We start from the raw sequence: 26226 nt of genomic DNA on the forward strand, positions 1-26226 counted from the left end.
ATAAATTCATGAAGCTATCTCAAACTTAGCCATGCCTATTTCAGTAAATTTGTTAAGCAAATAACACTTGAGTAGCAGTTCCTTCTCACGATTAATCTCAGATTTGCTCTTAAAACTAAACCCAAATATTCGCTTCAACCTTGAGAAAAATCCTTCAATATACGATCTTTTTCCGTAATTTACTTCTTCTTTCCATCTTTTTATACCATTCTCACCATGTAATTTCATTAACTGAATAGCGGCATTTTTATCAAGCATATAATCCAATTTTGGATGCTCTGCTGCGTTGTTTTTCGGAGGAATTTTCGTTTTTATACCATATTGATTACACAGCTTATAGAGCTTTTCTCTGTCATATGCCCTATCTGCATATAGTACTTTTATGACATACTGAAAATCGACTTCTTTTAGCAAATCACAAGCTCCATAGTGATCAGAGTAGACACCATTACTGTATTTTACAGCTATGGCTTTTTTGCTGTTTGTATTCAACATTACATGCAATTTTCTTGTCTGTTCATAGCTGCGATACTTTCTATCTTCGCTATTTTCTTTGCTATGACCAGGAGTGTTGTTGTATATACTAATTCCTGTACTGTCTATAGTAATTTCGATATCTTCCATATTATTTTTATCAATTCTGCAATCATTGATCTTAATATTGAGTTTCTTAAACCTTCTTGATGATTGTGAATAGCTGATAACTTGCAAATTTTTCCCAATTTGCTCAAGGTATCCTGCTATAAACCCAACTGTTTGCCTCAGGCCTATTCTAAATAAACAAGTTATTATGTGCACCAAAATTACAACTTTATCGCTATAAATATTGTTGCCACCTGGTATTTTTGGACCATTCTCGTACCACTTTTCTATGGCTTCGTTGATATAATGAAAAATATTTCCTCTTTTTTCTAGAAATTTGTTATATTCGCTATGGTTACTGACCCTCATTTTTTGTGGCATATTTTTTCTTTCAAGGTTAAATGGCTATTTTATAATGAATTTTGTCAGTAACCACCAGATTTTTTCAGTTGCTATGCAACAAAGCCCACTGGGATCCAGATATACAAATACTTACAAATCATGTAATGGACAAAAGATTCTAGGAGCATATGTCAAAAACAATGTTCGTGATGAAATAGGCTGGATCCCAGTGTCAGCTACTTGGATGACAGAGGGGGGTGGGATGACAGAAGATGATGGAGTGACAGGGAGTAATACAAAAAGTTTCGTCATCCCCATTGAATCGGCTTTAAAATCGATGTTCAAAGTTGAAATTTCCCTAGAAGATGCGGGGAAAATCAGAAAAGGTCAGGAAGTTGTATTAAATAACTTGCATAATTTAAAGAATCATGATATTTGTTGTACGGTGGTGGGTAGTGTACCTATTGCAATCTGCAGTTTTATTTATGGTTATGTGAAACCTATTCGTGTTTTTAATATTTAAAATGAGGTTTAGATGTCGATAACATCCGAAAAGAAAAAGAGTTTGATGAATATATATGCAATTAAAGAAGATGATACAGGCTCATCTTTTGTACAATGTGCAATTTTGACCGAGAGGATCAGTAACTTAACTGAGCATTTTAAAGTGCACAAGCATGACTATCACTCTAAGCGTGGTTTACTTATATTGATAGGTAGAAGACGCAAGCACTTAAATTATATAAAGCGTAAATTTGGTAATGAAGCCTATCAGGAATTAATAGAGAAGTTAGGCATTAGAAAATAATCGAGGAATTTAATATGTTTAAAATTATAAAAAAATCTATAGAGTGGGGTGGTCGTGCCTTATCTTTAGAAACAGGAAAAATAGCACGCCAAGCTCATGGTTCAGTAGTTGTAAATTACGGTGATACTTCTGTTTTAGTAACTGTTGTACGTAAAAAGAAGGAAGAAAGCGTTGATTTCCTACCTTTAAATGTGCAGTTTATCGCAAAAAGCTATGCCATGGGTAAGATCCCTGGCGGGTTTTTTAAAAGAGAAGGCAAGCCATCTGATAGAGAAACTTTAATCTCAAGAGTAATAGATAGAAGTATAAGACCACTATTCCCAGAAGGATTTCATGATGAAATTAGTGTGGTGTGCAATCTATTAACTTATGATACAGTCAATCCTCCTGAAGTGCCAGCATTGATTGGTGCTGTTGCAGCTCTTGCAATTTCTGGTGTTCCCTTTCACTTTACTATAGCTGGAGTGATGGTTGGTTGTGATGAAAATAATAACTATATACTCAACCCTTCTGTTCAAGAGATGAAAGCAAGCAGCTTGGATCTGTTTTTGTCTGGTGATGAAAATTCAATTTTAATGGTTGAATCAGAAGTGAAAGAGCTCTCTGAAGAAAACGTTTTTAATGCAATAAAATTTGGCCATGAACACCTTAAGTCTGTCATTAAGCTCATAAAAGAGTTTGCTGATACAATTGGCAATAAACCTGAGAGCTTTGCCCCTATTGATGCATCAGATATAACACAAGAGCTCGAAAAATACGGTAAAGATTTTGAAAAAGCATATTCGCAAACAGTAAAACAAGAGCGAGTTCAAGCTCTAGAAGCGATCAGAGAGAATATATTGAATACTCTTAAAGAAACTGGAAAAGACGAAAAGTTAATTACGTATGCAGTAAAAAACTTTGAAAGATCTTTAGTACGTGAAATAATTAGGAAGAAAAGTGTAAGGATAGACGGTCGTAAGCATGATGAGATACGTCAGATAGAAGTTGAAGTTGATATTCTGTCCAAAACTCACGGTTCTGCACTATTTACAAGAGGCAATACTCAGGCACTGGTTGTTACTGCTCTTGGCACCACTCAAGATGAGCAAATTGTGGATGATATTGAAGGGGATAGACGTGAGCATTTCATGTTGCATTATAACTTTCCCTCATTTGCTGTTGGAGAAACTTCTGCTGCGCGTGCACCAGGAAGAAGAGAAATCGGTCATGGCAAACTTGCTTGGAAAGCAATTCATCCTGTTTTACCCGATAAGTCTGAATTTCCTTATACAATAAGAGTAGTGTCCGAAATTTTGGAGTCTGATGGTTCTTCTTCTATGGCAACAGTTTGTGGGACTTCTCTTGCTTTAATGGATACGGGTGTGCCAATAAAGGCCCCTGTTGCTGGAATTGCTATGGGTCTCATCAAAGATAAAGGCGAGTATGTAATACTTTCCGATATACTTGGTGATGAAGATTATCTTGGTGATATGGACTTTAAAGTAGCAGGAACTAGTGAAGGGGTTACGGCGCTACAAATGGACATGAAAATTTCTGGTATAAGCTTTGAAATTGTTGAAAAATCTTTAGAACAAGCAAAAGCTGGAAGATTACATATTTTAGAAAAAATGAATGCAGTGATTTCAGAACACAGTGATGATGTCAAAGACCATGCACCAAGGATGTTATCATTTTACATAGATAAAGACAAAATTTCTGCTGCTATAGGTTCTAAGGGGAAAAATATACGCAGTGTGTGTGAAAGAAGTAATGCAAAAATTGAAATAGGAGATGATGGTAAAGTTTCTGTTTTTGCTACGAGTGGCACTGAAGCTGAAATTGCAAAGAGTATGATGATTGATTCAATAACAGAACTAGAACAAGGTTCTATAGTTGATGTCAAGGTTGTAAGAATAGAGAAGTCTATTGTAGAGCTTGAATTTCTTAATGGCAGAAAAGGAAAAATGCACATAAGTGAAGTAGCTAATGAACATATAGATTCTATAGAGAGCGTACTTAAACAAGATGATACTTTCAAAGCACTAGTAATTGACTTCGAAAAAGGTGGGTGTCCAAAGTTGTCAAGACGTCGGGTTGATCAAGAGACGGGAGAGTTTTTTGAAGGTGAGCTTTACAACGAGGAAAGGAAAGATGGTCCAAATGACAGGGATAATTATTACAATAATTCATTTAGTAGAAAACCTGGAGGAAGTCACCATAAGAGGCCTCCTCGTCCTCGTTCTGGTTTCAGCAACAGAAATAGGCCGAAATTTGGTAATAATGATTCATCATCAGGTTTTTATTAAGAGTAAACTTCTTGCGTTACCTCTCGTCATTCCAGTGCTTAACACTGGAATGACACCCTTTCTGGTGAAGGTTGTTCTCAAATCACAATGTTAGTACAATTGTGGTGTTAGCTATAGCTAACCCAAGGTATCCGTTCAGCGGAGTGGTAGAATAAGGTAGACAAAGTGATCTAAAAAGATAATCATAGAGCAAAAGTGAGGTAATGTGGTAAACCTTTTAGAACTTTGCAAAAATTTACAGCAAAAAATAGAAAAACTGAAAGCAGAGATAGAAAACTTAAAAGCAGAAAATAAAGCTTTAAAGATAGAGAACGCTGAATTAAAGGAAAGGCTTGGTTTAAACTCGAAAAATTCATCTCTACCGAGCTCTAAAGAATTGTACAAAACAAAAAAGGACAAGCCAAAAAGCGAAAGGAATGTTGGCGATCAGGTTGGGCATAAAGGAAATTTTCATGCTACAATGGAAGCGGATAAAGTAGTAAAAATAGAGTTGCCTAATATTTGCGAATGCGGAGGAGAGCTTGTAATATGCGAAAAACCTTATGTTCACCAAAAAGTTGATCTTCCGGAAATTAGGCCTTATGTAGTATAGCATTTCTCATAATAGTCCAAACAGGTCATAGGAAGGCAGAATCAACAGCACGACGAAAGGATTCGAATAGAGGAATGTTTTTCCTGGCTCTGTTTTTTATAGCAAACCAATGATGCTCAATTTTGTTGAAATCTGGAGAATAAGGCGGCAGATACAAAATTTCTGCACCAACCCCTTTAGCAAGCTCGATAATCTTATCAGACTTATGAAAAGTAGCATTGTCAAGAATGACAGTCTGTCCAGGTTCCAAGATCGGTGTCAAAAATTGCTCAAACCATCCATTAAAAACATCCATATTACAGTGGCCTTCAAAGGTTAACGGAACAACTATCTTTCTTCCACTTAAGGCTGCAACCATACTGATTCGTTGAGTTTTCTTTCCAGATTTTAAGGCATAAAACCGCTGTCCTTTCTGGCAATATCCGTAGGGGTAGTCTTCGGTGTTATCAATGCCAGACTCATCTATATACACTAAGTTTTTAGGTTCTTTTGTCGCTATAATTTTCAAAAATTCAGCACGTTTTTCTTCGTTTCTTTCCTTGTATCCATATGTCTTTTTTTGCGCGTAAATCCAATTTTTTTAAGGGCTCGATAGATCGTTTGGATACTAACGTTGTTCCAAAGTTTAGCCATTTCCGATAGAGTCTTTCCTCCGTGTTCTCTGGCAAATTTGGCAAAGGTATCCCAGTCGGTAATTTTGTGATTGTAACCCCCATTTCCAAGTTTTTTTGATTGAAAGTCTCCTGTTTCTTTTCTTCTTTGCTGCCACTCCCATAAAGTAGTTCGTCCAATCTTAAATCTTGCTGCCACTGTTTCTCTGCTTTCTCCTTCGTCTAGCGCTTCCATTGCTTTTTTTCTTAAATCATAACTATATGCTGCTGGCATTCAACCTCCTCATCATCATCTATCCTTATCCTATCACATCCGGACTTTTATGGAAAGAGCTATAAGAGGTTGTCCACAAACCAGTAAATCAAGCATATTCCCTACTTAACATAACTTTACTCATAGCCAGATATATGAAACTTTCAGTAGATGTTGTAAGTAAATCGTACTCCTTTGATAGCCTTCTATTTCTATTGATCCAAGCAAAAGTCCTCTCTACCGCCCACCTTCTCGGCTGTACTGAAAATCCAGGATCCCGTTGTGGCAATAGTTCTAGTGGTGTATCTTTATGCACCCAAAACCTACATGGAGGCCTTTTGACAATTTCAATATCTATCCCATATTCTCTCTTTACGTAATCCTTAAATCTTTTCCTTGGTATCCCATATCAGCCCACATTTTCTTAATATTGCTGTATTTTTGCTTCATATTGTCCAATGCCATCTTCACCCCATCTCTGTCATTTTCGCTTGCAGCTCCTACATAGCAACCAAGCACAAATCCTTGAGTATCTGTGATTATATGTCTTTTTCTCCCCTTTACCTTTTTCGCACCATCATAACCTTTGACCTCCCTTTTTCCGTGGTTTTTACCGATTGACTGTCCACTATGCATGCGCTCGGCTTCCCATTTTTGACCTACTATATTTAGTGATATCATAGTTCATTTTCTCAAAAATTCCCTGCTTTTTCCATCTTCTAAACTGTTCATGCACAGCCTTCCACGGCGGAAAATCGTGTGGTAAATAGCGCCATTGACATCCTGTGCGCAGTATATAAAGAATTGCATTTACTATCTCACACTTACTGTATTTTGGTGGCCTTCCTCCTTTCTTGTACGATACTCTGAAGTGTTTTTCTATTCTTGCCCATTCCCTTTTACTTAAATCTGTTGGATATTTTTTCCTCATCTCTTACCTCAATATTCTTTCTTTATATACTACGTATTCCTTGGTTTGTGGACAACCTCTAATATGGAAGATATCGAAATTGCTATAGACAGTACAGGAATTAGTATATACAACAACACTCCTGGTCACAGCAAGGAAAATAGCACTGACAGAAAATATCGTGGCTATGAGCAAACGAGAAAATTGCACGTAATGTTGAATATAAACAACAAAAAAGCCATAGCTGTAAAATACAGTAATGGTGTCTACTCTGATCACTATGGAGCTTGTGATTTGCTAAAAGAAGTTGATTTTCAGCATGCCATAAAAGCACTATATGCAGATAGAGCATGTGATAGGCACAAGTTTTATAAGTTGTGTAACAAATATGATATAAAGACAAAAATTCCACCAATAAACAATGCGGCAGAACATCCAGAAATAGATTATATGTCTGACAGGAATGCTGCTATTAGGTTAATAAAATTATACGGTGAAGATGGCATGAAAGAATGGAAAAAAGAAGTAAATTATGGGAAAAGATCTTATATTGAAGGGTTTTTCTCAAGATTAAAGCAAATATTCGGATTTAGTTTTAGGAATAAATCTGAGATAAATCGAGAAAAAGAACTGCTAATCAAATGCTATTTGCTTAATAAATTCACTGATATTGGTATGGCTAAATTTGAGATAGTTACATGAATTTACCATAAATCACCATCTCATAAAGTGTGATGCAACAAAGCCATCCCAGTGTCACGCACTGGCATGACACCCTTTTGGATAGAAACCAGTATCAGGTACTCGGATGACACCATTTACAACCACTCTCCTACCCTTTCTAGCTGTTTATAGCTGTTAAATCTCAGGAATTTATCAAAATATGGAGAGGCAATAAAGGGTGTGGAATTACTTAAATAGTTAGATAAAAAATCAGGCAGATCATTTTTTAATTCTTGCATTTTGTATCTATAATTTTGTATAGAAATAACTTTTATTTTATCATAATCAAGTTTCCAATAAGCAAGTTCTGAGACTTCTCTTTTTGTTATATGTTCTACCGCTAAGGCTTGTAAAATTAATTGCGGAAAAAACCCCGACATCACTTCTTCATTGGAAGGTGGTGAACCAAGTTTATAGTCTATAATTGCTACTTGCCCACTTGATAGATACTCAACTCTATCACATCTTGCTGTCAGTGAAATTTCTTGTGGCTTATTTGTCATCCAAGCAGTTTCATACTGATCACAAGAACCAGTGTCACGCGCTGGAATATGAAATATCGGACAGGAAAAGTTCTTTTCCAACTCAACATAATTGCTTCGAGTTTCATCAAATTCGACAAAAGATTGAATTATCTTTTGTAGTCTTACCCACCACATATTTGAAAAATTAAACTGACTAGTCGAGAATGCTTCTCGTACAATGCTCATTGGAGATTTTTTGTTGCGTAAATATCTTGCAAGAATGTTGTGTACCATAGTGCCAAATTCCAATATCGATGGCTTAAAATTCAAGTCTCTTAATTGTTTAAGGCCCAGTATATATTCAACGTAAAATGAATAAGGATTACGAATTAGCTTTTCTATTGCACTGCAAGATATCACCTGCATTTTTTCTTTTCTAACTTCGGTTTGAGGTTTTGGCATAGGCTGAGTACATGGAACAGTACATTCAGGCGTATTTAATATCCTTAGCCAATCACGATACGGCTGCTTCCCCTCCTTGAGTAGAATTTCCAAACGCTGCAATAGAATTGGTTTTCTATGGCTTAGCGATCTTGTAATATAAACCTTACTTGCACAAAACAAATTGTGTAAAGTATAAAAAAAATACCCCTGCTCTTCTTGCACGGAAGGAAGATTAAATTTTTCTCTCGTAAATGCATTCAAAAGCGGATTTTGAAAGCTTGGCGCTTCATTAAATCCAGCAAGTATTACAACTTTGTTGTGATATAAGCTGAATTTATTCAAGTCACTTACTACAGAGAAAAACTCTTTCTCTAAAAATAAGGTCAGAATTTGGCTATATAACTCTAAGGAGCATTTAATTCCTACACCCTCACATGCATTTGAGAAATTACAGGTAAAATTACCTATTTCACTATTTAGCTCTGAAAAATTTATACCAGATAATATATTAATACACTGCAAATGAGTTGCTACCACATCAAAAATAGAGCAATTTATAGAACGAAGTAAAGGATTAAATATAACCTCTAACTTACTGATAATAATTAATATATCTTCTTTGTATTTTAGCTTTTTATGGGCATTGATAGCATTTATAATATCGCTCAGGCCATTTGTACTAAAGTTGCGTAATATCTCTATTTCAAATTCAGATAAAATCCGAGTGTACTCTTCTTGAGTGTAACCAAAAGTCACTAGCCTATGTTTAAGGAGCGAAAGTAATGACACACTGCTCCAATTTGAGGTCAAAACTTCGGTACTATAAAGCAGAAGCGTTATATAAGGGTAATTTTCCGGTATGGCACTGTGTTGCCTTGATAAACATGCTATACGAGCTGCAAGTAATTTATCAAAGACGACCAAAGAAATGTTTTCATAACCTTCATTTTCTATAATTAATGATGTCACTTGTGCTTCTTCCTCTCTGGAATCACAAGTGATGACTTCAATATTGCCAACATGTCCACTACTAACTTTGCTTAGATCGGCAGTTGTATCAAAGACGTAATCTAGATATTCCTCAGGACTTCCTGTTATCCCAGCCCTTTCTTCTGTCATCCCAGTGCTTGACACTGGGATCCAGTTTTCATTATACAGCCACCTGGTGCGCTCATTTAAAGTTAAGTTTTCTGGATCCCAGTGTCTGGGCACTGGGATGACACCAGAACACGCTTCTGGCAGAAAACTAACATCCCTTCTATCCACTTTTAAATAATCGAGTAGATCTTTCAGGCAATATTGATAGTGTTTTTTATCAAGCAATTTCCAGTCTTTCTCTTTAATTTTCAAATTCAGGTTAGGCAAAATTATTTTTCCAAATGGCAGATCATATATAGCCTTAATTAACGACTTATCCTTTCCAATTCCAACAAAGATTATATGTTGGTCTTTTTGTAAAGAGGTTATCATGTTGTTTATGTAATCACTCTTATGTTTTAATATATCTACTACTTCTAAATCTTTTAAAGTTTTACTCCAAGTCTCAGTGAGTAAGCTTATGAAATTCTCTATTTTTTTTGAATGTTCATCAAATTGATAACAATCCGTTGTTTGGGTAGATTGAATTTTATCAAGCAATGATGGCAGGCTATAAGCTAAATCAATTGGGAAATTATCATTATTTTTTCTATTCCATTCCAATATGAATTGAATGAGTAGCAGCGTCCTTTTTATTGGACTTATAACTTTAACTCTATCAAGATTTAATATTAAATCTTCCTCATCAATGTTCTCTAGCGAAACTATCTCTGGCAAAATTATGCATTTTTCAGCGTTATAATTCTTGAATGCACTCAGCAGCGCTATCACATCCCTCTTGCAAGGAAGTATGACCTTTATCTCGGGAATTTTTTCTCTTTCATATTCAGAAAATATGTGCTGAACCAGCACATCAAAAAGGGATTCATCCACATTAACAGTAAAAACTCTTCCCACTAACAGTAACAATTAATACAATACTTTTATTGTATAGAAATTATTTAAAATATAAATGTGCTCGCAGTTTCTTATGCTATGATATATTAAAGTCTTTCACAATATTACATGGCAAACATCAGAATAGAAGTTTTAAATAAATGTGAACAAGTTGGCCGCAGAAGGGTAGTTAATGTTTACTTGATTTACATAAGCAAAGAATTACCATCAAAATTACATGAAGAAATTTGTGGGCTATTTTATAATAAAGTCATACAAGACTGCCGTCATTATTCCTACAATGAAAACCTTGAAGAAGTTCAATATAACTTCATAGAACCACAAGCAAAGTGGGGCTTGGAGATAAGCTTTTTACCTGGCATGACTGACAATGTAGGCAACACAGCGAAACAAATTGTTAGAGAATATTTAATAAACAAGGACTACATTGATGAAAATGTTTGTATAAAAGCAAGAAGTTCAAAATTGATTCTAAGTCAAGCAACTGAAGATGATATAAAACAAGAATTTAATCCTATCACTGAGTATTGCATTCTTGTTTATAAGGAAAACGGCAATTGCTATTGGAGGCATTACGGTAAATTAAAAGGTGTCATCCCAGTGCCCAGACACTGGGATCCAGAAAATTTCAAGCAATTGTATAATGAAAACTGGATTCCAGTGTCAAGCACTGGAATGACAGAAGGTAGGGTTGGGATGACAGAGGATAGTACTAAGTCCGTTGACCTCAATGTAAGTGACCAAGAGCTTGAAAAGATCAGCAGAGATGGAATCGATGGTAATGGCACTTTAGGGCTCTCTCTGGCAGCAATGAAAGCTATAAAGGATCACTTTAAAAAACTTAATAGAAATCCATATGATATTGAACTTGAGTCCCTAGCACAAACTTGGTCTGAACATTGTAAGCACAATATCTTTTGCTCTCCCATTGATGAAATAAAAGATGGCCTATACGCACATTATATCAAGCGTGCAACGCGTGATATAAATTCTGACATATGTGTGTCAGTTTTCTCTGACAACGCAGGAGGAGTAATTTTTGATGACGATTACTTGATTGTAGATAAAGTTGAAACTCACAATAGCCCTTCAGCTCTTGATCCATTTGGTGGAGCAATGACTGGAGTGCTTGGAGTAAATCGTGATATAGTTGGTTTCGGTAAAGGCGCAGAGCCTATAATGAATACCTATTACTTTTGCTTTGCCAAAGAAGCAAAAGGCAAGTTTTATAGGGATAAAGAGCGCACTGATGAGATCTTACCGCCAAAATATATAATGAAAGAAGTGATTCACGGTGTTAATGTTGCTGGTAATTGCTCTGGTATTCCAACACAACTTGGATCGGTATATTTTGACGATAGATTTTGTGGAAAGCCGTTAGTCTTTGTTGGCAGTGTCGGAATTATTCCACGCAACATAAATAACGCACCTTCACACATCAAAGGGCCTAAAAACGGCGATAAAATCGTAATTATTGGCGGAAGAGTTGGAAGGGACGGAATTCACGGTGCAACGTTTTCCTCAGAGGCTTTGTCGGGAAACAGCCCTTCAACAATTGTGCAAATTGGTGACCCTATAACACAAAAAAAATTATCCAACGCCGCCTTGGAAGCAAGAGATCTTGATCTTTATAATGCAATAACGGATAATGGAGCAGGCGGTCTATCATCATCTATTGGTGAAATGGGAAAAGACGGATTTGAAGTTGATTTGAGCAAGGTTCTCCTTAAAAACGATGGTATGGCTCCGTGGGAAATATGGATATCAGAATCACAAGAGAGAATGACCTTAGCAGTGCCAGAAGAAAATCTCCCTATGTTTAAGCAAATCATGAAAAAACATGATGTGGAGGTTTGTGTGATTGGAGAGTTCAATGAGAGTGGTAAAGCTGTTGTTAAATGTCCTAAAGGGAAAGTAATAATGGATATCGGAACTGAATTTCTGCATGATGGTAATCCTAAAGTGCATTTACAGACAAAGCCGTGGTCTAAGGAGTCTGCTGTATCCTTTCCTGTCATCCCAGTGCTTGACACTGGGATCCAGCAGGTAAAGCCTGCAAACATTTTACGCCAAAACTCATCTAATGGTGGAATTGAATGCGAAATGGATTCCAGTGTCAGCTACTTGCATGACACCCTTTGCGTGTCAGCTACTTGCATGACATCAAGCCAAGAAACTGAACTAAAAGAAATGCTGAGCAGACCAAACATTTGCAGCAAAGAGTTCATAGTGGTGCAATATGATCATGAGGTTCAAGGATCGTCAGTGTTAAAACCACTGCAAGGCAAGGGAAGAATGTGCAGCGAAGCTATTGTCTCAAGGCCTGTTCTTTCTTCAAATAAAGGTGTTGTAAAATCGCAAGGATTTGGCTCAAGTTATGGAGAAATTGACACCTACCACATGGCAGCATGTGCAATTGACACCGCGATACGCAACTATGTAGCCGCAGGAGGAAATATAAATCATCTAGCGTTGCTCGACAATTTTTGCTGGTGTGATGCTTATAATCCAGAAAGGCTATGGCAGCTAAAGAGAGCTGCAGAGGCTTGTTACGACTTTGCAACTGCATTTAAAACACCATTCATATCCGGAAAAGACAGTATGTTCAATGACTTCAAGGGATATGATGAAAATGGCGAGAAAGTGATAATCTCCGCACCACCTTCATTACTCATCTCAGCAATTGGAATTATAGAAAATATTGAAAATGCGGTATCGCTTGATGTGAAAATGCCGGGAGACTTGATATATGTACTTGGAGAAACACTTGATGAACTTGGTAGATCTGAATATCAGTTATATAGTGGAATAGGTAATAACAACGTACCAAAAGTTGATGCAAAGAGCGCTAGGAAGTTGTATGAGCGTTACAACCAGGCAATAAAAGATGGCATAATTGCCTCTGCAATTGCACCAAACTTAGGCGGATTAGTTATTGCTCTGGCAAAATCGCTAATTGCAGGAGACCTTGGTGCTGAAATCGATCTTTCACTAGTGCCAATAGGAAAAATACAAAATACAGACATAATAAACAAGATAATAATGTTTTCTGAATCGCAAAGTAGAATTTTGGTTACTATTGCACCACAAAATCAGAAGAGGTTTGAAGAATTGTTTGAAGGTACAGTTTATTCATGTATTGGCAAAGTAACAGAGAAAAAGGTGCTAAACATAAAGGATGTTTTAAAAGTAGATCTGAAAGATGTGGCATGCTAATATAGAATATTTTTCTTATTATGCTAAATAACTCTTTTACTATATGTAATGTTTATTTAGAATGAATGTATGTTATTAATTTTGGGTAGGTAATTATGTCTATTTTATCGATACTCCTGTTTATCAGTCTTTCTTTACTCAACACTTCAAATAAATTGATGATATGTGCTGCCTTATTTGTGGGAGCTGCTTTAGTTGTAAATTCAATGGTTGAATTTTATGGCAGAAGCAAAGCTACGTACAACTTAATAGTGTGTACAGCGCTATGTTGTGTTTTTAAATGGCAAAGTTTTAATTTGATGATATTGATTTCATATACTGCAATTTTAGTATCTCTTCTCTCAAGCATAATTATTTTTGAAAAATTGAAGTCCAAGTTGAATTTTCATATGGCAAATTTCATTACTTTAATTATAGCATCAGTGGTTGATAGTGCCGTTGTATGTGTTGGATTACTATACAAATTTTCTGCAGGTAAATGCTTATCAATATACATTAGAGATTTAATTTTTAAGTTTTCTTATGTGTCAGTATTGAGCATCTGCTTGTTTGTAGGAATGTATTTATTTTGCTTGGCGAACAAGAAGTATTTTAAGATTTCCACATAACCTGTTTTCTGATATAGCTAAACTGACTTTGGGTCCTGGGGGTGTATTTGGTGGTCCTAATACGTAACAACAGTTTAGAATTTATAGGTAGCCTAAACTCACAACTGTACAAACACTATGATTTGAGCCTATCAGGGGGGTGTCATTCCAGTCTGGAATCCAGAAAAAAGAATGGTGTCATCCCAGTGCTTGACACATAGCTGTACGAACATTCATTTTTGAAGGTAAATTGCACAGCAAATGGTGTCATTCCAGTCTGGAATCCAGAAATTTTGCTTATAACTGAGCTGATGAGCTAAAGGTAGTTGTCTTACGCTAAAACAAACGTTTTTAATTAAGTTGCATAGAACCAGTGTCTGGGCACTGGCCCACTGGTGGGAATTGCTCCTAAACTACAACGTTCGTACAGCTATGTGCTTGACACTGGGATGACATCATCAGGGCACTGGCCTACTTAACCTTCATACCGTCGCGGTATCTCAGCCGCTAACAAGTAGCGGAATGACGATTTATCAAACGCTGCCTAATTTTCCGTAACAGTTGAAAAAATCAATAGAAAATCAATATATCACTATAAATTCACGTATTTTGAGGCTATAATGGTTAATACGCTATATGGTATAATATGGACGATTTTATCAGAGTTAAGGGCGCAAGGGAACATAATCTGCAAGGTGTAGACGTCAATATACCGAAAAATAAGCTAGTTGTTATAACTGGGCTAAGTGGTTCTGGCAAGTCTAGCCTTGCATTTGATACGATTTATGCAGAAGGCCAACGCCGGTACGTTGAAAGCCTGTCAGCTTACGCGCGTCAATTTCTCAACATTCAGGATAAACCAGATGTTGAGTCGATTACAGGTCTCTCTCCTGCAATATCTATCAACCAGAAATCGATCTCAAAAAATCCAAGGTCAACAGTTGGAACTGTTACCGAAATTTACGATTACTTGCGCTTAGTATATGCACGAATAGGAGTTCCTTATTCACCTGCAACTGGATTACCAATAACAAAACAAACGGTGTCTCAAATTGTAGACACTATAATTGCGTTACCTTTAGAAACTAAGATATATATACTTTCCCCTGTTGTGCGTGGTAGAAAGGGAGAACATCTTAAAGAGATATTGGAAATTAAAAGACAAGGTTACGTAAGGTTCAAAATAGATGGTGAAGTGTACAATGTAGATGACTTGCCTAAACTCGATAAGAACAAGAAACACGACGTTTTTGTGGTTGCAGATAGAATATCAATATTGGGCGATATAGGAAATCGACTGCCAAGTAGTATAGAATCCGCACTAACACTTGGTAATGGTCTAATGTATGTAGAAGTAGTAAACCTACCTGACAACCATAATTCCGAGTATAAAAATGGTCAAATTCTAACTTTTTCAGAGAATTTTGCATGCCCCGAGTCTGGTTTCACTCTTGAGGAAATAGAACCAAGATTATTTTCTTTTAACAGCCCTTACGGTGCATGTGGTTCGTGTAATGGGCTTGGTAAAAAACTAAGTGTTGATATAAAGCTAATAGTACCGGATGAAACTCTTTCAATATCTGAGGGTGCTTTAAAGCCAGTGGGATCAATGTTCCGTCAAGTGCACACAGGTTATGGATTTCTAAAAAGTGCAATTCTATCACTGGCTGAAAACTACAAATTTAACCTTGATATTCCGTGGAAGAACATAGATCAAAAAGTAAAAGATATGATACTCTTTGGCTCTAATAAATTTCAAGGTTTGATCAGTATCTTGGAGAACCAGATGGATTATGATGAAACACTTGTTGAGCGATATTGCTCTGTCACTCACTGCAGAGAATGTACTGGCTATAGATTGAAAAAAGAAGCGCTTACAGTAAAAATTGATAGCAAACATATAGGTGAAATATCTAGGCTCAGCATCGATGAATCCCTTAAGTGGTTTGAAAATTTGCCAGACAAGCTCACAGAACAACAGAAGCAGATCTCAAGTAAAATATTAAATGAAATAATCAAGAGGCTAGCATTTTTAAAGAATGTAGGGTTGAATTACCTAACGCTTGATCGAGAATCTAGCACTCTCTCTGGCGGTGAGAGTCAGAGGATCAGACTTGCTTCACAAATTGGCTCTGGTTTAACAGGAGTGCTGTACGTGCTTGATGAACCCTCGATAGGCCTTCATCAATGCGATAATGATCGGTTAATTGCTACACTGAAAAACTTGAGAGACATGGGTAACACTGTAATCGTTGTTGAGCATGATGAAGATACAATAATGGCTGCTGATTATGCGATTGATATTGGTCCTGGAGCTGGCGTAAATGGTGGAAAAGTTGTTGCAGAAGGAACACCAGACCAGGTGCAAAGAAATTCGGGGAGCATAACAGGGCAATATTTGAGTGGAGAGAAAAAAATTTTAATTCCAAGGAGAAGAAAGCAAGCAACTCAGTTCATAAAAGTAATAAATGCATGTGAAAATAACTTAAAAAATGTGAACGTTAAATTTCCTATAGGGAATCTTATTTGTGTTACTGGAATATCAGGAGGGGGAAAATCAAGTTTAGTCATAGAAACGTTATATAAATATTCAGCACATAAGATACATCATTCGTCTGCAAGGTATGGTCAGTGTGATAGAATAGAAGGCCTTGAATATATAGATAAAGTTATAGAAGTTGATCAGTCGCCAATTGGTAGAACTCCTGCGTCAAATCCAGCAACATATGTTGGTATGTTCACTCATATAAGAAATTGGTTTGCAGGTCTTTCGGAGTCAAAAGCAAGGGGATATAGTATAGGCCGGTTTTCATTTAATACCAGAGGGGGAAGGTGTGAGGCTTGTAAAGGTGATGGGCACTTAAAGATAGAGATGCATTTTCTACCGGACGTTTATGTGAAGTGTGAGCAGTGTAAAGGGCGAAGGTATAATCGGGAAACATTGGAAGTTACTTATAAAGAAAAATCAATCTCTGATGTCCTTGATATGACGATAGATCAAGCTTGTGATTTTTTTGAAAACCTTCCAATGGTAAAAGAAAAGTTGATTTCTTTGCAGGAAGTGGGGCTTGGCTATATAAAACTCGGACAGTCGTCAACAACGCTGTCTGGGGGTGAAGCACAACGAATAAAGCTGTCCAAGGAGCTATCAAAACGATTTACCGGAAGAACATTGTATATTCTTGATGAGCCAACAACTGGATTACACTTTGAAGATATAAATAACTTACTAAAAATACTCCATAGATTAGTCGATCTGGGAAACACTGTTATAGTTATCGAGCACAATTTGCACGTTATAAAAACTGCAGATTATATAATAGACATCGGACCAGAGGGCGGAATAAAAGGCGGAGAAGTGATTGCTACTGGAACTCCAGAAGAAGTGGTAAAAATTCCAGAAAGTGTTACAGGCAGGTATCTTAAAACATATTTATTATAAACTATTTCTTAATCATTATTGACTATGTTGCATATTTATGATTTGGAGAGGGTAATGTCAGTATATCGATACTTTAGAAGGTACGTTGAATATGGAGTTGTACCTGCTAAGAAAGCAGAAGATAACACACTAGTTCCAGAAAATAGTTTCTATAAATCTGTACGTTACATTGATAATGTGCTAGGACCTGTGAAAGATGTAATTTGTGGAGTTGAGAGTAAAGACAATTATAACAAGTATTATCAAGATAATGATAAACGTGGGTCACAGGGCAGAGAAAGTGTATTCATTGTGTGCACTTGGTGCTATTTTAGCAGCCAACATAATATTGCAACCTTTATGTTTGATACTATAACTAAAGTGACTTAGGTTTACCGACGATTTGATAAACGACAAATTCGTCATCCCGCTGCTTGTTAGCGGGATCTAGAGATACCGCGGTGGTATGACGTAGGAAAACCTGACTTGCACTAGCTACAGCACTCAGCAGTGGCTCAGTTTGAACTATATTGAAATGAAATAAAAAGTGAAAGAGTGTAAGCTTAAGTTACTTTAGCTATACTATATAAATTATTTTATAATATATTTAATGAGTTGTGAACCTTCTCTTACTAAAAAAAGCTACAAATCTCATATTTCCAAGCGTATGCGTAAGTTGCGAATGTATCATTGATGAAAATCTTAATCTGTGTAGTGAATGCAACAAAAAAATCAATTTTCTAACTAAGCATTACTGCAATGTTTGTGGCGTAGTAATCTCAGACAATATTTATACGTGTGGTAAGTGCATCATCAATCCTCCACCGTTTAAAGTATTAAGATCAGTTTTTGCTTATGATCAACATAGTAGAAACATGATTATAAATTTCAAATTTTTTGATAATTTGAATTACGTAAAAATCTATGCAAAGTGGATACACCAAGCTAATCAGGATACATTTCAGAACGCAGAGATCATAATTCCTATACCGTTACATAAAATGCGCTTGTTTAAACGTAAATATAATCAAGCAGCACTGCTTGCAAAAGAATTGAGTAAGTTGTCTAATTTATCCTATACGCCATTTGCAATAAAACGCCTTCGCCATACTGCGCCTCAAGCTGGTCTTTCACTTAAACAGCGTGAAAAAAATTTAAAGAAGGCTTTTAGTATAAGCAACAAAGAAATTATCGAAAATAAAATCGTGATATTAGTTGACGATGTGGTAACAACCGGAGCAACTGTAAGATCTTGCTCTCAGGAAATTTTAAACTCCGGTGCAAAAGAAGTGAGAGTGCTATCACTTGCAAGAACGGTGAATGATTGGACCTCTTGCATAAAAAATTAGCAGTCAGTATCATCCAAGTAGCTTGACTACTTGGATCTATTTTTTTCTAGATTCCAGCGCCAGCGTCACGCACATAGCTGTACGAACATTGTTTGCCAAGGAGGGTGTCATCCCAGTGCTTGACACTGGGATCCAGGAAAGTTTGCTTGTAAACTGATTTGTTGAGTATGAAAAATAGCTGATCTTATACTAAATTGATAAGGCTGCATAAAAAGCTAAATTCTAGCATCAGCTACTTTCATGACACCAATTCCTGGCATCCACTGGATCTATGCTCTTTTTTTCCTGGATCCCAGTGGGCTTTGTTGCATCGCTCAAGTGAAAAGAACTGGCAGTTACTGACAAAATTCATTATAAATAGCCATTTAACTGTTGAAGAAAAAATATGCCACAAAAAATGAGAGTCAGTAACTGCCATGAATATAACAAATTTCTCCAAGAAAGAGGAAGCATTTTTTGTTATATCAATGACGCCGTAGAAAATTGGTACGAGAATTGTCCAAAAATGCAGGGCGGCAACTATATTTATAGTGATAAAGTTGTGATTTTGGTGCATATAATCGTCAGTTTCTTTAGAATTGGTTTAAGACAAACAGTCGGGTTTATAAAAGGGTACTTGCAACAAATAGGAAGAGATTTGGCAGTTATCAGCTATTCACAAGCATCAAGAAGGTTTAAGAAACTTAATATTAAGATAAATGATTGCAGAATTGATAAAAATAATATGGAAGATATCGAAATTGCTATAGACAGTACAGGAATTAGTATATACAACAACACTCCTGGTCACAGCAAGGAAAATAGCACTGACAGAAAATATCGTGGCTATGAGCAAACGAGAAAATTGCACGTAATGTTGAATATAAACAACAAAAAAGCCATAGCTGTAAAATACAGTAATGGTGTCTACTCTGATCACTATGGAGCTTGTGATTTGCTAAAAGAAGTTGATTTTCAGCATGCCATAAAAGCACTATATGCAGATAGAGCATGTGATAGGCACAAGTTTTATAAGTTGTGTAACAAATATGATATAAAGACAAAAATTCCACCAATAAACAATGCGGCAGAACATCCAGAAATAGATTATATGTCTGACAGGAATGCTGCTATTAGGTTAATAAAATTATACGGTGAAGATGGCATGAAAGAATGGAAAAAAGAAGTAAATTATGGGAAAAGATCTTATATTGAAGGGTTTTTCTCAAGATTAAAGCAAATATTCGGATTTAGTTTTAGGAATAAATCTGAGATAAATCGAGAAAAAGAACTGCTAATCAAATGCTATTTGCTTAATAAATTCACTGATATTGGTATGGCTAAATTTGAGATAGTTACATGAATTTACCATAAATCACCATCTCATAAAGTGTGATGCAACAAAGCCCACTGGGATCTGATGGGCCAAAATCACAATGTTTGTACAGTTATGCATTTGTTGTGCAAATTACCTTTGCAAACAAATGTTCGTACAGCTGTGTGTCACACACTTTGCTTCAATATTTGCACATTAGCCACTCCCTTGAACAGATACGATAAATTAGCTTTAGGTAAGCTATAAGCTTTTATGAAATCTTTGGGTGCGTGCTGTGAAGTTTTATAAATTTTAGTCTTGCTGTCACTTTGTATAAAGGTATTTTTTCACTCACATCTTTCGAAGTTGTAGCCATGTTTAACAACTTTAAGTAGAATATTGTAGCATTTTGAAAATCTGAAAGTTTATCTAGAATAACAGCTAAATTATAAGTATAAAAAATATTGTTTTCATCGAGGGAAATAGCAGTTATCATATACTCTTTACCTTTTACATAATCCTCCTTTTTCATATAGATCAGACCTAAATTTGCTAATAAAGGAGCATAATTTTTATGTATATCATACAATTTTAACATTTCACTCAACGCCAGATCAGGATCATATTGTGAGATTATCGTCAGAAAATTTTTTAATATGTAAGGGTTACTAGGGTGTTCTTTTAACAGTCTTGTGTAAATCTCTACAGCTTTTTTGTATTCTTTATTAGTGTAATAAATATTTCCCAATCCAATTAAAGCATTTTTATGATAAGGAAACTTTGCGATAATCTGATTAAGGAGAGAAATAGCTGCTTCATTATCTCCTGATTCGAAGGAATCTTTTGCTTTTTTTAAAGTAGAGTATATGTCAAAACTCTTGCCAGAATTCTGCGAAATTTTGATATTAAATTTGTCACTTTTTCTCTCAATAACATCAAGATCTTTATATTTTTTATCAGCTTTTATATGCTTGACAACACTATCGAAGGCCTTTTGTATCTCCAAATTTTCACTAGCATAGGTAACAGAAGACCTCCATAAAATCACAACGCAAATTAACATGCAGATAAACATAGGTCCTAGTGTTGTGGCATTGGCTGCAGCGTGTAACCAGTAAACCTTATTTCTTTGAGCTATGCGTAACACATTACAAATTCATAAATGCTAAATTACCTATCTCATACAATAATAAAGATATTATTAATTAGCGGGACGAACATGCTGTGTAGCTTTTCAGAATGCATTTATCTTTTGTCTTCCATATTTCGCTTTATTTCCACAAAAATGCTTCAATTTATCTTAACATTTTGTCAACTACCTTTGTAGATTTAAAAGGGCATTTTTACATATTCCATATGGCTGCCAGTTGCACCCCTCACATGCGTACTCGAATTTCTTTAAAGACATTTTCTCCCTAATCTTTTTTACTGCCTCATTCCAAGTTAAAGTCTCGCCAATTTTAATTCCTAAAATTTCCATATGCCTTCTATCTAGCTCTAAAACTTTAGCTTGTGTGGTGCATTTACCTTGTTTAGTCTGATTTGGACAAGCACTACAGATATTATCAAGGTTACCAACTACTTCGATTTGAGTACTAATTACTTTACTTGCTATCCTTTTATAATTTTCTACAAAACCCTGAGAATACCCATATCCCCGAAACGCGAGGGCGCACATGAAATGATGAGGGCGGAATTTTATCATTTTTTCAAATATTGCAAAGCTGCTACAAGTAGAAAAATTTTTACCAAACCAGGAAGGATAAATGGTAAAACACCCACCATTATTGCTTGTCCCAGACCCAAGTAAACAGCAAGCCAACTAACACCACAAATAAAGATTACAACTGTACCAGCCAGACAACTTAAAGAATTACACACAAATGATTTATATTTAGAGTTCAGTAATTCATTTACTTTGCTCATTACCATAACAGCAGCTAAACAGCCAATTAAATATCCACCGGTTGGTCCAAGAAGAGCGTGATAACCACCAGAAAAATTCGCAAGAACAGGCAATCCTGCTGCACCAAGTGATAGATATGTAAGCACAGAATAGAATGCTGTTCTGCGGTTAAATTTAAGCCCAATAAGCATTACTCCTAAAGTTTGCAATGTGATAGGCACAGGCTGCAATGGTATACTTATTTGAGCCATCAAGAATAAAAGTAAAACGCAAGACAATATTTCAGCCAGTGTTGATCTGCTGCTAGATTGTGTTATAAACATACCTTCCCAATAAAAATAACTTATTAAATGTAATATATGTGTATGAGAGGTTTTGCAATTTAAATTTTGCTTATATTGTGCTACAATGAATTATTTATGCACTATTAAATTAAAAATGATGAGTAAACAAGATCTATTATCGTTGATGAAAGCAAGACACAGCGGACGTTCATACGATCCTACAAGAGCAATATCTCAGGAAGACATGGATATTTTAATGGAAGCTGTAAGGCTGACTCCCTCATGTTTTGGTGATGAACCCTGGAGATACGTAATATGCAACAAACAGAACAATCAAAGCGCATGGGAAAAGCTGCTAAATTGCCTTGATGAATCTAATCAAAAATGGGCAAAAGATGCACAAGTGTTAATCATATCTTTAAGTGCTAAAAACTTCCGTAAACAAGGTAAAGGAGAAAATCTTTGGGCTAATCATGATACTGGTGCAGCAAATTATGGACTTATGTTACAAGCTGCAATTATGAACTTAATGGCCCATCAAATGGGTGGATTTGATAGAGATAAAATAGTGAAAGAGTTCAATATACCCAATGACTTTAACGTAATGTCAGTGATAGCGGTTGGTTACGAAGAAGAGGGTGCTGAAACAAGTAAGAAGAAAAGAAGACCAATAGAAGAAATATTTTTTTATGATGAGTGGCCAAAATTCTGAAAATTTTATCAAAATGCACGGCACTGGTAACAATTTCGTTATCATAGACTCACGTTTAACAAACAATTTAGACTGGAACCATAGACAAATTGCTGATCAAAGCAGTTGTGATCAAGTGATAATTATAACAATGTCTAATGCTGCAGACTGTTTTATGCATATCTATAATGCTGATGGCAGTCGAGCTGAAATGTGCGGAAACGCAGCACGCTGTGTTGGATATTTGATAATGTCAGAAAAAGGTGCTGAATACTCCATTATTGAGCTAACAAGCAAACGCATTTTAGAGTGTTTTAAAGTGGGTGATAAATCCATAAAGGTTAACATGGGTAAACCTTTGCTAAAATGGCATGAAATTCCCTTGTCTACTGAGTGTGACACTCTTCACTTACCTATAGAGCTTGAAATGCTAAAAGATCCTGTTGCAGTAAATATTGGCAATCCTCACATAGTTTTTTTTGTTGATAACATAAGTGAAATACCATTGCGAAATTTAGGACCAAAGCTAGAAAATCACGCATTATTTCCTCGGAAAATTAATGTTAGTATTGCACAAATTGAAAAGTCTGGAGAAATAGCTTCAAGAGTTTGGGAAAGAGGTACAGGCATTACTGCATCATGCGGTAGTGCAGCCTGTGCAGCACTTGTTGCATCCACACTACGTGGATATCTGGTTGCCCAACAGACTTCAGTAAATTTACCAGGAGGCAAGTTATTAATCGAATGGGCAAATAACGTATTCATGACCGGTGATATAGGGTTTTTGTGATCCTAATTCTAGTGATGCATTACTTCCAATACCTTCTTACCAATTACTGCAGGGGTTTCAGCAATTGCAATTCCAGCGCTCCGCATAACTTCTAGTTTTGCACCAGCGCTTCCACCGCTGGAAGAGATGATTGCTCCAGCGTGTCCCATACGTCTTCCTGGAGGTGCCGTTTGGCCTGCTACAAAACCAACGATTGGCTTTTTAGTTTTTTCTGTTTTTACAAAATGTGATACATCTTCTTCTTCGTTTCCACCTATTTCACCAATAACTACAATACCATGAGTATCGTCATCTTTTAAAAAGAGCTCCATACAGTCAACAAATGTCATACCATGAACTGGATCTCCCCCAATTCCGATACATGTGGATTGACCAAGACCAACAGCGGTTGTTTGTGCTACTGCCTCGTAAGTTAAAGTTCCGGAGCGAGACATAATTCCTATGTGTCCACGCTTATGGATATGGCCAGGCATAATTCCTATTTTGCATTCTTCAGGTGTAATAATTCCCGGGCAGTTGGGACCAATCAATCGACTTTTTGAGCCGATAAGCGCACGCTTAACTTTCACCATATCAAGTATAGGAATGCCCTCTGTAATACAAATTATCAATTCTATTTTTGCATCTATTGCTTCAAGTATTGCAGCAGCAGCAAATTTAGCAGGTACATATATAACTGTAGCATTTGCACCAGTTTTTTCTTTGGCTTCTGCTACAGTATTAAAAACCGGTAAATTAAGGTGAGTGCTCCCACCCTTTCCAGGAGTTACACCTCCCACCATTTTCGTTCCGTAATCAATTGCTTGCTCTGAATGAAATGTGCCTTGTGCACCAGTAAAACCCTGGCATATTAATCTTGTATCTTTGTTTACTAAAACGGACATGCTTTATTTTACCTCTTTTACTATCTTTTGCGCAGCCTCATCTAGCTCATCTGCAGCAATAATATTTAATCCTGACTCTTCTAAAATTTTTTTTCCTTCTTCAAAATTAGTACCTGATAATCTAACCACTAGAGGAACTTTAATGCTCATTTCTTTTGCAGCCGCAACAATTCCACTTGCGATAATATCGCAACGCATTATACCACCAAATATGTTAACCAGAATTCCTTTTACGTTGCTATCAGACAATATGATTTTAAATGCTTCAGTTACAGTTTCTTTACTCGCTCCACCACCAACATCCAAAAAGTTAGCAGGCTCTGCTCCGTAGTATTTTATTATATCCATTGTTGCCATAGCAAGACCTGCACCATTTACCATGCAACCAATACTGCCATCCATTTTGATGTAACTGAGCCCATACTTTGAAGCCTCTATCTCTTCTTTCACTTCCTCATCATAATCACGAAGTTCCATAATTTCTGGGTGACGATATAAAGCATTATCATCGAAATTAATTTTTGCATCGAGCGCAATAAAATCTCCAGAATTTGTTTCAACCAGTGGATTAATTTCAATTTGGCTCGCATCAGTTGCAATAAACGCATCATATATTTTTTTTGCAATGTTCGATATCTTCTCTATTTGTTCTGGACTCAAATGAAAACTGCTGCTTAACTTGCTGCTATCAAAACTTGTAGCAGGATCAATATCAAATTTCACAATTTTTGCAGGAGAATTTTTTGCCACTTCTTCGATGTCCATTCCACCTTCTGAGGAAAATATGAATATTGGCCTACTGAGCTTCGGGTCGATTACCAGGCTTAAATAATACTCTTTCTTAATGCTTGAGCCTTCTTCAACGTACACTTTTCTTGCTTGCTGCCCGCTTGGCCCTGTTTGATGAGTAACTAAAGTCATACCAATCATGTCCTTTACAAACTGTTGAGCTTCTTCAACTGACTTTGCTAGCTTTACGCCACCGGCTTTACCCCTACCACCTGCATGAATTTGAGCTTTAACTACAAACACGTCAGATTTTAATTGACTTACTTGAGTCTTTACTTCTTCTGCAGATGTAGCAACAAAACCTTTTGGCACTGGGACATTAAATTTATGCAAAACTTCTTTCGCTTGATATTCGTGAATATTCATAAAATAACCAATGATAAACTATTAACTTGAGTACAAACTACCAACCATAACGTTGCCTTCTGCACTCTTGTTGGTACCTCTTTTTTTTAGCTTCAGCTTTCTTTTTAGCTCTTTTTTCTGATTTTTTTTCATGATATTGTTTTTTCATTTTCAACCCTCTTCCTTCCTTTTGAATTGTTTTTTTCAATACTGGAAGAGCTCTGTCTACATCACCATAATGGACTGATACTTCTATCAAACTCTATACCTCCTTCGGTAATCATTTCAAAATCTATTTATAAATTAGAAAATTAACATTGTCAATTATTTTATAAACTTGAGCGTTAAAATGTAATATGCCATAATTTACATGGTAAATAATGTCATTCCAGTGTCAGCTACTTGCTTACTGATGGAGATTGCTCTTATGTTACAGCGTTCTTACAATTATACTAACATCGGGGCGGAGAGATTTGAACTCCCGACCCTTTGGTCCCAAACCAAATGCGCTACCAGGCTGCGCTACGCCCCGACTTCTTTACTCAGAGTATCAATAACTCAGGCAAAATGCAAGATTCATTTGTTTACTTTAGAAAAAATATAATATGAGATTTAATATTATCTTAGAATATGTTTTTTATTAGCTCCTCTTTAACAA

Annotated in this window: 22 protein-coding genes, 1 tRNA gene and 3 pseudogenes; 15 read left to right on the forward strand and 11 right to left on the reverse strand. The window is 36.1% G+C overall.

Annotated features, from left to right (window positions below; all coding sequences use genetic code 11):
* Positions 1–6: 6 nt before the first annotated feature.
* Positions 7–963: an IS5 family transposase gene (locus ONI09_RS06125; protein ID WP_265013968.1), complete on the reverse strand. Its 957-nt coding sequence runs from the start codon at positions 961–963 to the stop codon at positions 7–9.
* A 34-nt stretch (positions 964–997) separates the two neighbouring features.
* On the opposite strand from ONI09_RS06125, the gene ONI09_RS06130 reads away from it, so the two are divergent.
* The 4 genes and pseudogenes from ONI09_RS06130 to ONI09_RS06145 all read left to right on the forward strand — a co-directional run.
* Positions 998–1447, forward strand: coding sequence for a hypothetical protein (locus ONI09_RS06130; RefSeq protein ID WP_265013969.1), 450 nt, complete (start codon positions 998–1000; stop codon positions 1445–1447).
* A 12-nt stretch (positions 1448–1459) separates the two neighbouring features.
* The gene (rpsO, locus tag ONI09_RS06135; protein WP_265013970.1) at positions 1460–1732 is read left to right on the forward strand and encodes a 30S ribosomal protein S15; all 273 of its coding nucleotides are present in this window, start codon (positions 1460–1462) and stop codon (positions 1730–1732) included.
* 14 nt (positions 1733–1746) lie between these two features.
* Positions 1747–4020 carry a polyribonucleotide nucleotidyltransferase gene (gene pnp / locus ONI09_RS06140; protein WP_265013971.1) on the forward strand — a complete coding sequence of 758 codons (2274 nt, stop codon included), beginning with the start codon at positions 1747–1749 and terminating at the stop codon, positions 4018–4020.
* Positions 4021–4225: 205 nt separating this feature from the next.
* Positions 4226–4609, forward strand: a pseudogene (locus ONI09_RS06145) (IS66 family transposase); the annotation flags it as partial.
* Between the two features lie 28 nt (positions 4610–4637).
* On the opposite strand, the gene ONI09_RS06150 reads toward ONI09_RS06145, so the two are convergent.
* Both ONI09_RS06150 and ONI09_RS06155 read right to left on the reverse strand, forming a co-directional pair.
* Positions 4638–5497 (reverse strand): IS630 family transposase gene (locus ONI09_RS06150; protein ID WP_264705388.1). Its coding sequence is split into 2 segments (ribosomal slippage): positions 4638–5173 and positions 5173–5497, totalling 861 coding nucleotides; the frame shifts between segments, so codons are not numbered across the junction.
* Positions 5498–5585: 88 nt separating this feature from the next.
* A pseudogene (locus tag ONI09_RS06155) lies at positions 5586–6407 on the reverse strand (IS5 family transposase).
* 57 nt (positions 6408–6464) lie between these two features.
* Here ONI09_RS06155 and ONI09_RS06160 point away from each other — a divergent pair.
* A pseudogene (locus ONI09_RS06160) lies at positions 6465–7088 on the forward strand (transposase); the annotation flags it as partial.
* A gap of 116 nt (positions 7089–7204) precedes the next feature.
* Here ONI09_RS06160 and ONI09_RS06165 read toward each other — a convergent pair.
* On the reverse strand, positions 7205–10012 hold the full coding sequence (locus ONI09_RS06165; RefSeq protein WP_265013972.1) for a WPE palindromic element domain-containing protein: 2808 nt from the start codon (positions 10010–10012) through the stop codon (positions 7205–7207).
* Positions 10013–10120: 108 nt separating this feature from the next.
* On the opposite strand from ONI09_RS06165, the gene ONI09_RS07020 reads away from it, so the two are divergent.
* The 8 genes from ONI09_RS07020 to ONI09_RS06205 all read left to right on the forward strand — a co-directional run bounded on the left by ONI09_RS07020 (position 10121) and on the right by ONI09_RS06205 (position 19927).
* Positions 10121–13228 carry an AIR synthase-related protein gene (locus ONI09_RS07020; protein WP_265013973.1) on the forward strand — a complete coding sequence of 1036 codons (3108 nt, stop codon included), beginning with the start codon at positions 10121–10123 and terminating at the stop codon, positions 13226–13228.
* Positions 13229–13323: 95 nt separating this feature from the next.
* Complete coding sequence (locus ONI09_RS06175) at positions 13324–13836, forward strand: hypothetical protein (RefSeq protein WP_006279733.1); 513 nt, start codon at positions 13324–13326, stop codon at positions 13834–13836.
* A gap of 50 nt (positions 13837–13886) precedes the next feature.
* On the forward strand, positions 13887–14036 hold the full coding sequence (locus tag ONI09_RS06180; RefSeq protein WP_186809131.1) for a hypothetical protein: 150 nt from the start codon (positions 13887–13889) through the stop codon (positions 14034–14036).
* Positions 14037–14461: 425 nt separating this feature from the next.
* The gene (gene uvrA / locus ONI09_RS06185) at positions 14462–17257 is read left to right on the forward strand and encodes an excinuclease ABC subunit UvrA (protein WP_265013974.1); all 2796 of its coding nucleotides are present in this window, start codon (positions 14462–14464) and stop codon (positions 17255–17257) included.
* A 54-nt stretch (positions 17258–17311) separates the two neighbouring features.
* Complete coding sequence (locus ONI09_RS06190) at positions 17312–17626, forward strand: hypothetical protein (protein WP_265013975.1); 315 nt, start codon at positions 17312–17314, stop codon at positions 17624–17626.
* 227 nt (positions 17627–17853) lie between these two features.
* Positions 17854–18585: a ComF family protein gene (locus ONI09_RS06195; RefSeq protein ID WP_151807656.1), complete on the forward strand. Its 732-nt coding sequence runs from the start codon at positions 17854–17856 to the stop codon at positions 18583–18585.
* 22 nt (positions 18586–18607) lie between these two features.
* The gene (locus ONI09_RS06200; RefSeq protein WP_265013976.1) at positions 18608–18742 is read left to right on the forward strand and encodes a hypothetical protein; all 135 of its coding nucleotides are present in this window, start codon (positions 18608–18610) and stop codon (positions 18740–18742) included.
* 228 nt (positions 18743–18970) lie between these two features.
* Positions 18971–19927 (forward strand): IS5 family transposase, encoded by a 957-nt coding sequence (locus ONI09_RS06205; protein ID WP_265013977.1) that lies wholly within the window; start codon positions 18971–18973, stop codon positions 19925–19927.
* A 223-nt stretch (positions 19928–20150) separates the two neighbouring features.
* On the opposite strand, the gene ONI09_RS06210 is transcribed toward ONI09_RS06205, so the two are convergent.
* The 3 genes from ONI09_RS06210 to ONI09_RS06220 form a co-directional block, all read right to left on the reverse strand.
* Positions 20151–21026, reverse strand: coding sequence for a tetratricopeptide repeat protein (locus tag ONI09_RS06210; RefSeq protein WP_265013978.1), 876 nt, complete (start codon positions 21024–21026; stop codon positions 20151–20153).
* Between the two features lie 168 nt (positions 21027–21194).
* Complete coding sequence (locus ONI09_RS06215) at positions 21195–21584, reverse strand: DUF1284 domain-containing protein (protein ID WP_320109946.1); 390 nt, start codon at positions 21582–21584, stop codon at positions 21195–21197.
* The gene (locus tag ONI09_RS06220) at positions 21581–22108 is read right to left on the reverse strand and encodes a biotin transporter BioY (RefSeq protein WP_006279824.1); all 528 of its coding nucleotides are present in this window, start codon (positions 22106–22108) and stop codon (positions 21581–21583) included. Before ONI09_RS06220 ends, ONI09_RS06215 begins: the two co-directional genes overlap by 4 nt.
* Before the next feature lie 85 nt (positions 22109–22193).
* On the opposite strand from ONI09_RS06220, the gene ONI09_RS06225 reads away from it, so the two are divergent.
* Both ONI09_RS06225 and dapF read left to right on the forward strand, forming a co-directional pair.
* Positions 22194–22781 (forward strand): nitroreductase family protein, encoded by a 588-nt coding sequence (locus ONI09_RS06225; protein ID WP_265014445.1) that lies wholly within the window; start codon positions 22194–22196, stop codon positions 22779–22781.
* A complete protein-coding gene (gene dapF / locus ONI09_RS06230; protein WP_265014446.1) occupies positions 22762–23550 on the forward strand; it encodes a diaminopimelate epimerase in 789 nt (262 codons plus the stop codon). Before ONI09_RS06225 ends, dapF begins: the two co-directional genes overlap by 20 nt.
* A gap of 8 nt (positions 23551–23558) precedes the next feature.
* On the opposite strand, the gene sucD is transcribed toward dapF, so the two are convergent.
* The 4 genes from sucD to ONI09_RS06250 all read right to left on the reverse strand — a co-directional run bounded on the left by sucD (position 23559) and on the right by ONI09_RS06250 (position 26100).
* Positions 23559–24434 (reverse strand): succinate--CoA ligase subunit alpha, encoded by an 876-nt coding sequence (gene sucD, locus ONI09_RS06235; RefSeq protein ID WP_006279821.1) that lies wholly within the window; start codon positions 24432–24434, stop codon positions 23559–23561.
* 3 nt (positions 24435–24437) lie between these two features.
* A complete protein-coding gene (gene sucC / locus ONI09_RS06240; RefSeq protein WP_265013980.1) occupies positions 24438–25589 on the reverse strand; it encodes an ADP-forming succinate--CoA ligase subunit beta in 1152 nt (383 codons plus the stop codon).
* A 37-nt stretch (positions 25590–25626) separates the two neighbouring features.
* Positions 25627–25827: a 30S ribosomal protein S21 gene (rpsU, locus tag ONI09_RS06245; protein ID WP_006279819.1), complete on the reverse strand. Its 201-nt coding sequence runs from the start codon at positions 25825–25827 to the stop codon at positions 25627–25629.
* Positions 25828–26026: 199 nt separating this feature from the next.
* A tRNA-Pro gene (locus tag ONI09_RS06250) sits at positions 26027–26100 on the reverse strand.
* Positions 26101–26226 lie beyond the last annotated feature (126 nt).

This window comes from Wolbachia endosymbiont of Drosophila pseudotakahashii, assembly GCF_026015925.1.
In the GTDB taxonomy this organism is placed as follows: domain Bacteria; phylum Pseudomonadota; class Alphaproteobacteria; order Rickettsiales; family Anaplasmataceae; genus Wolbachia; species Wolbachia pipientis.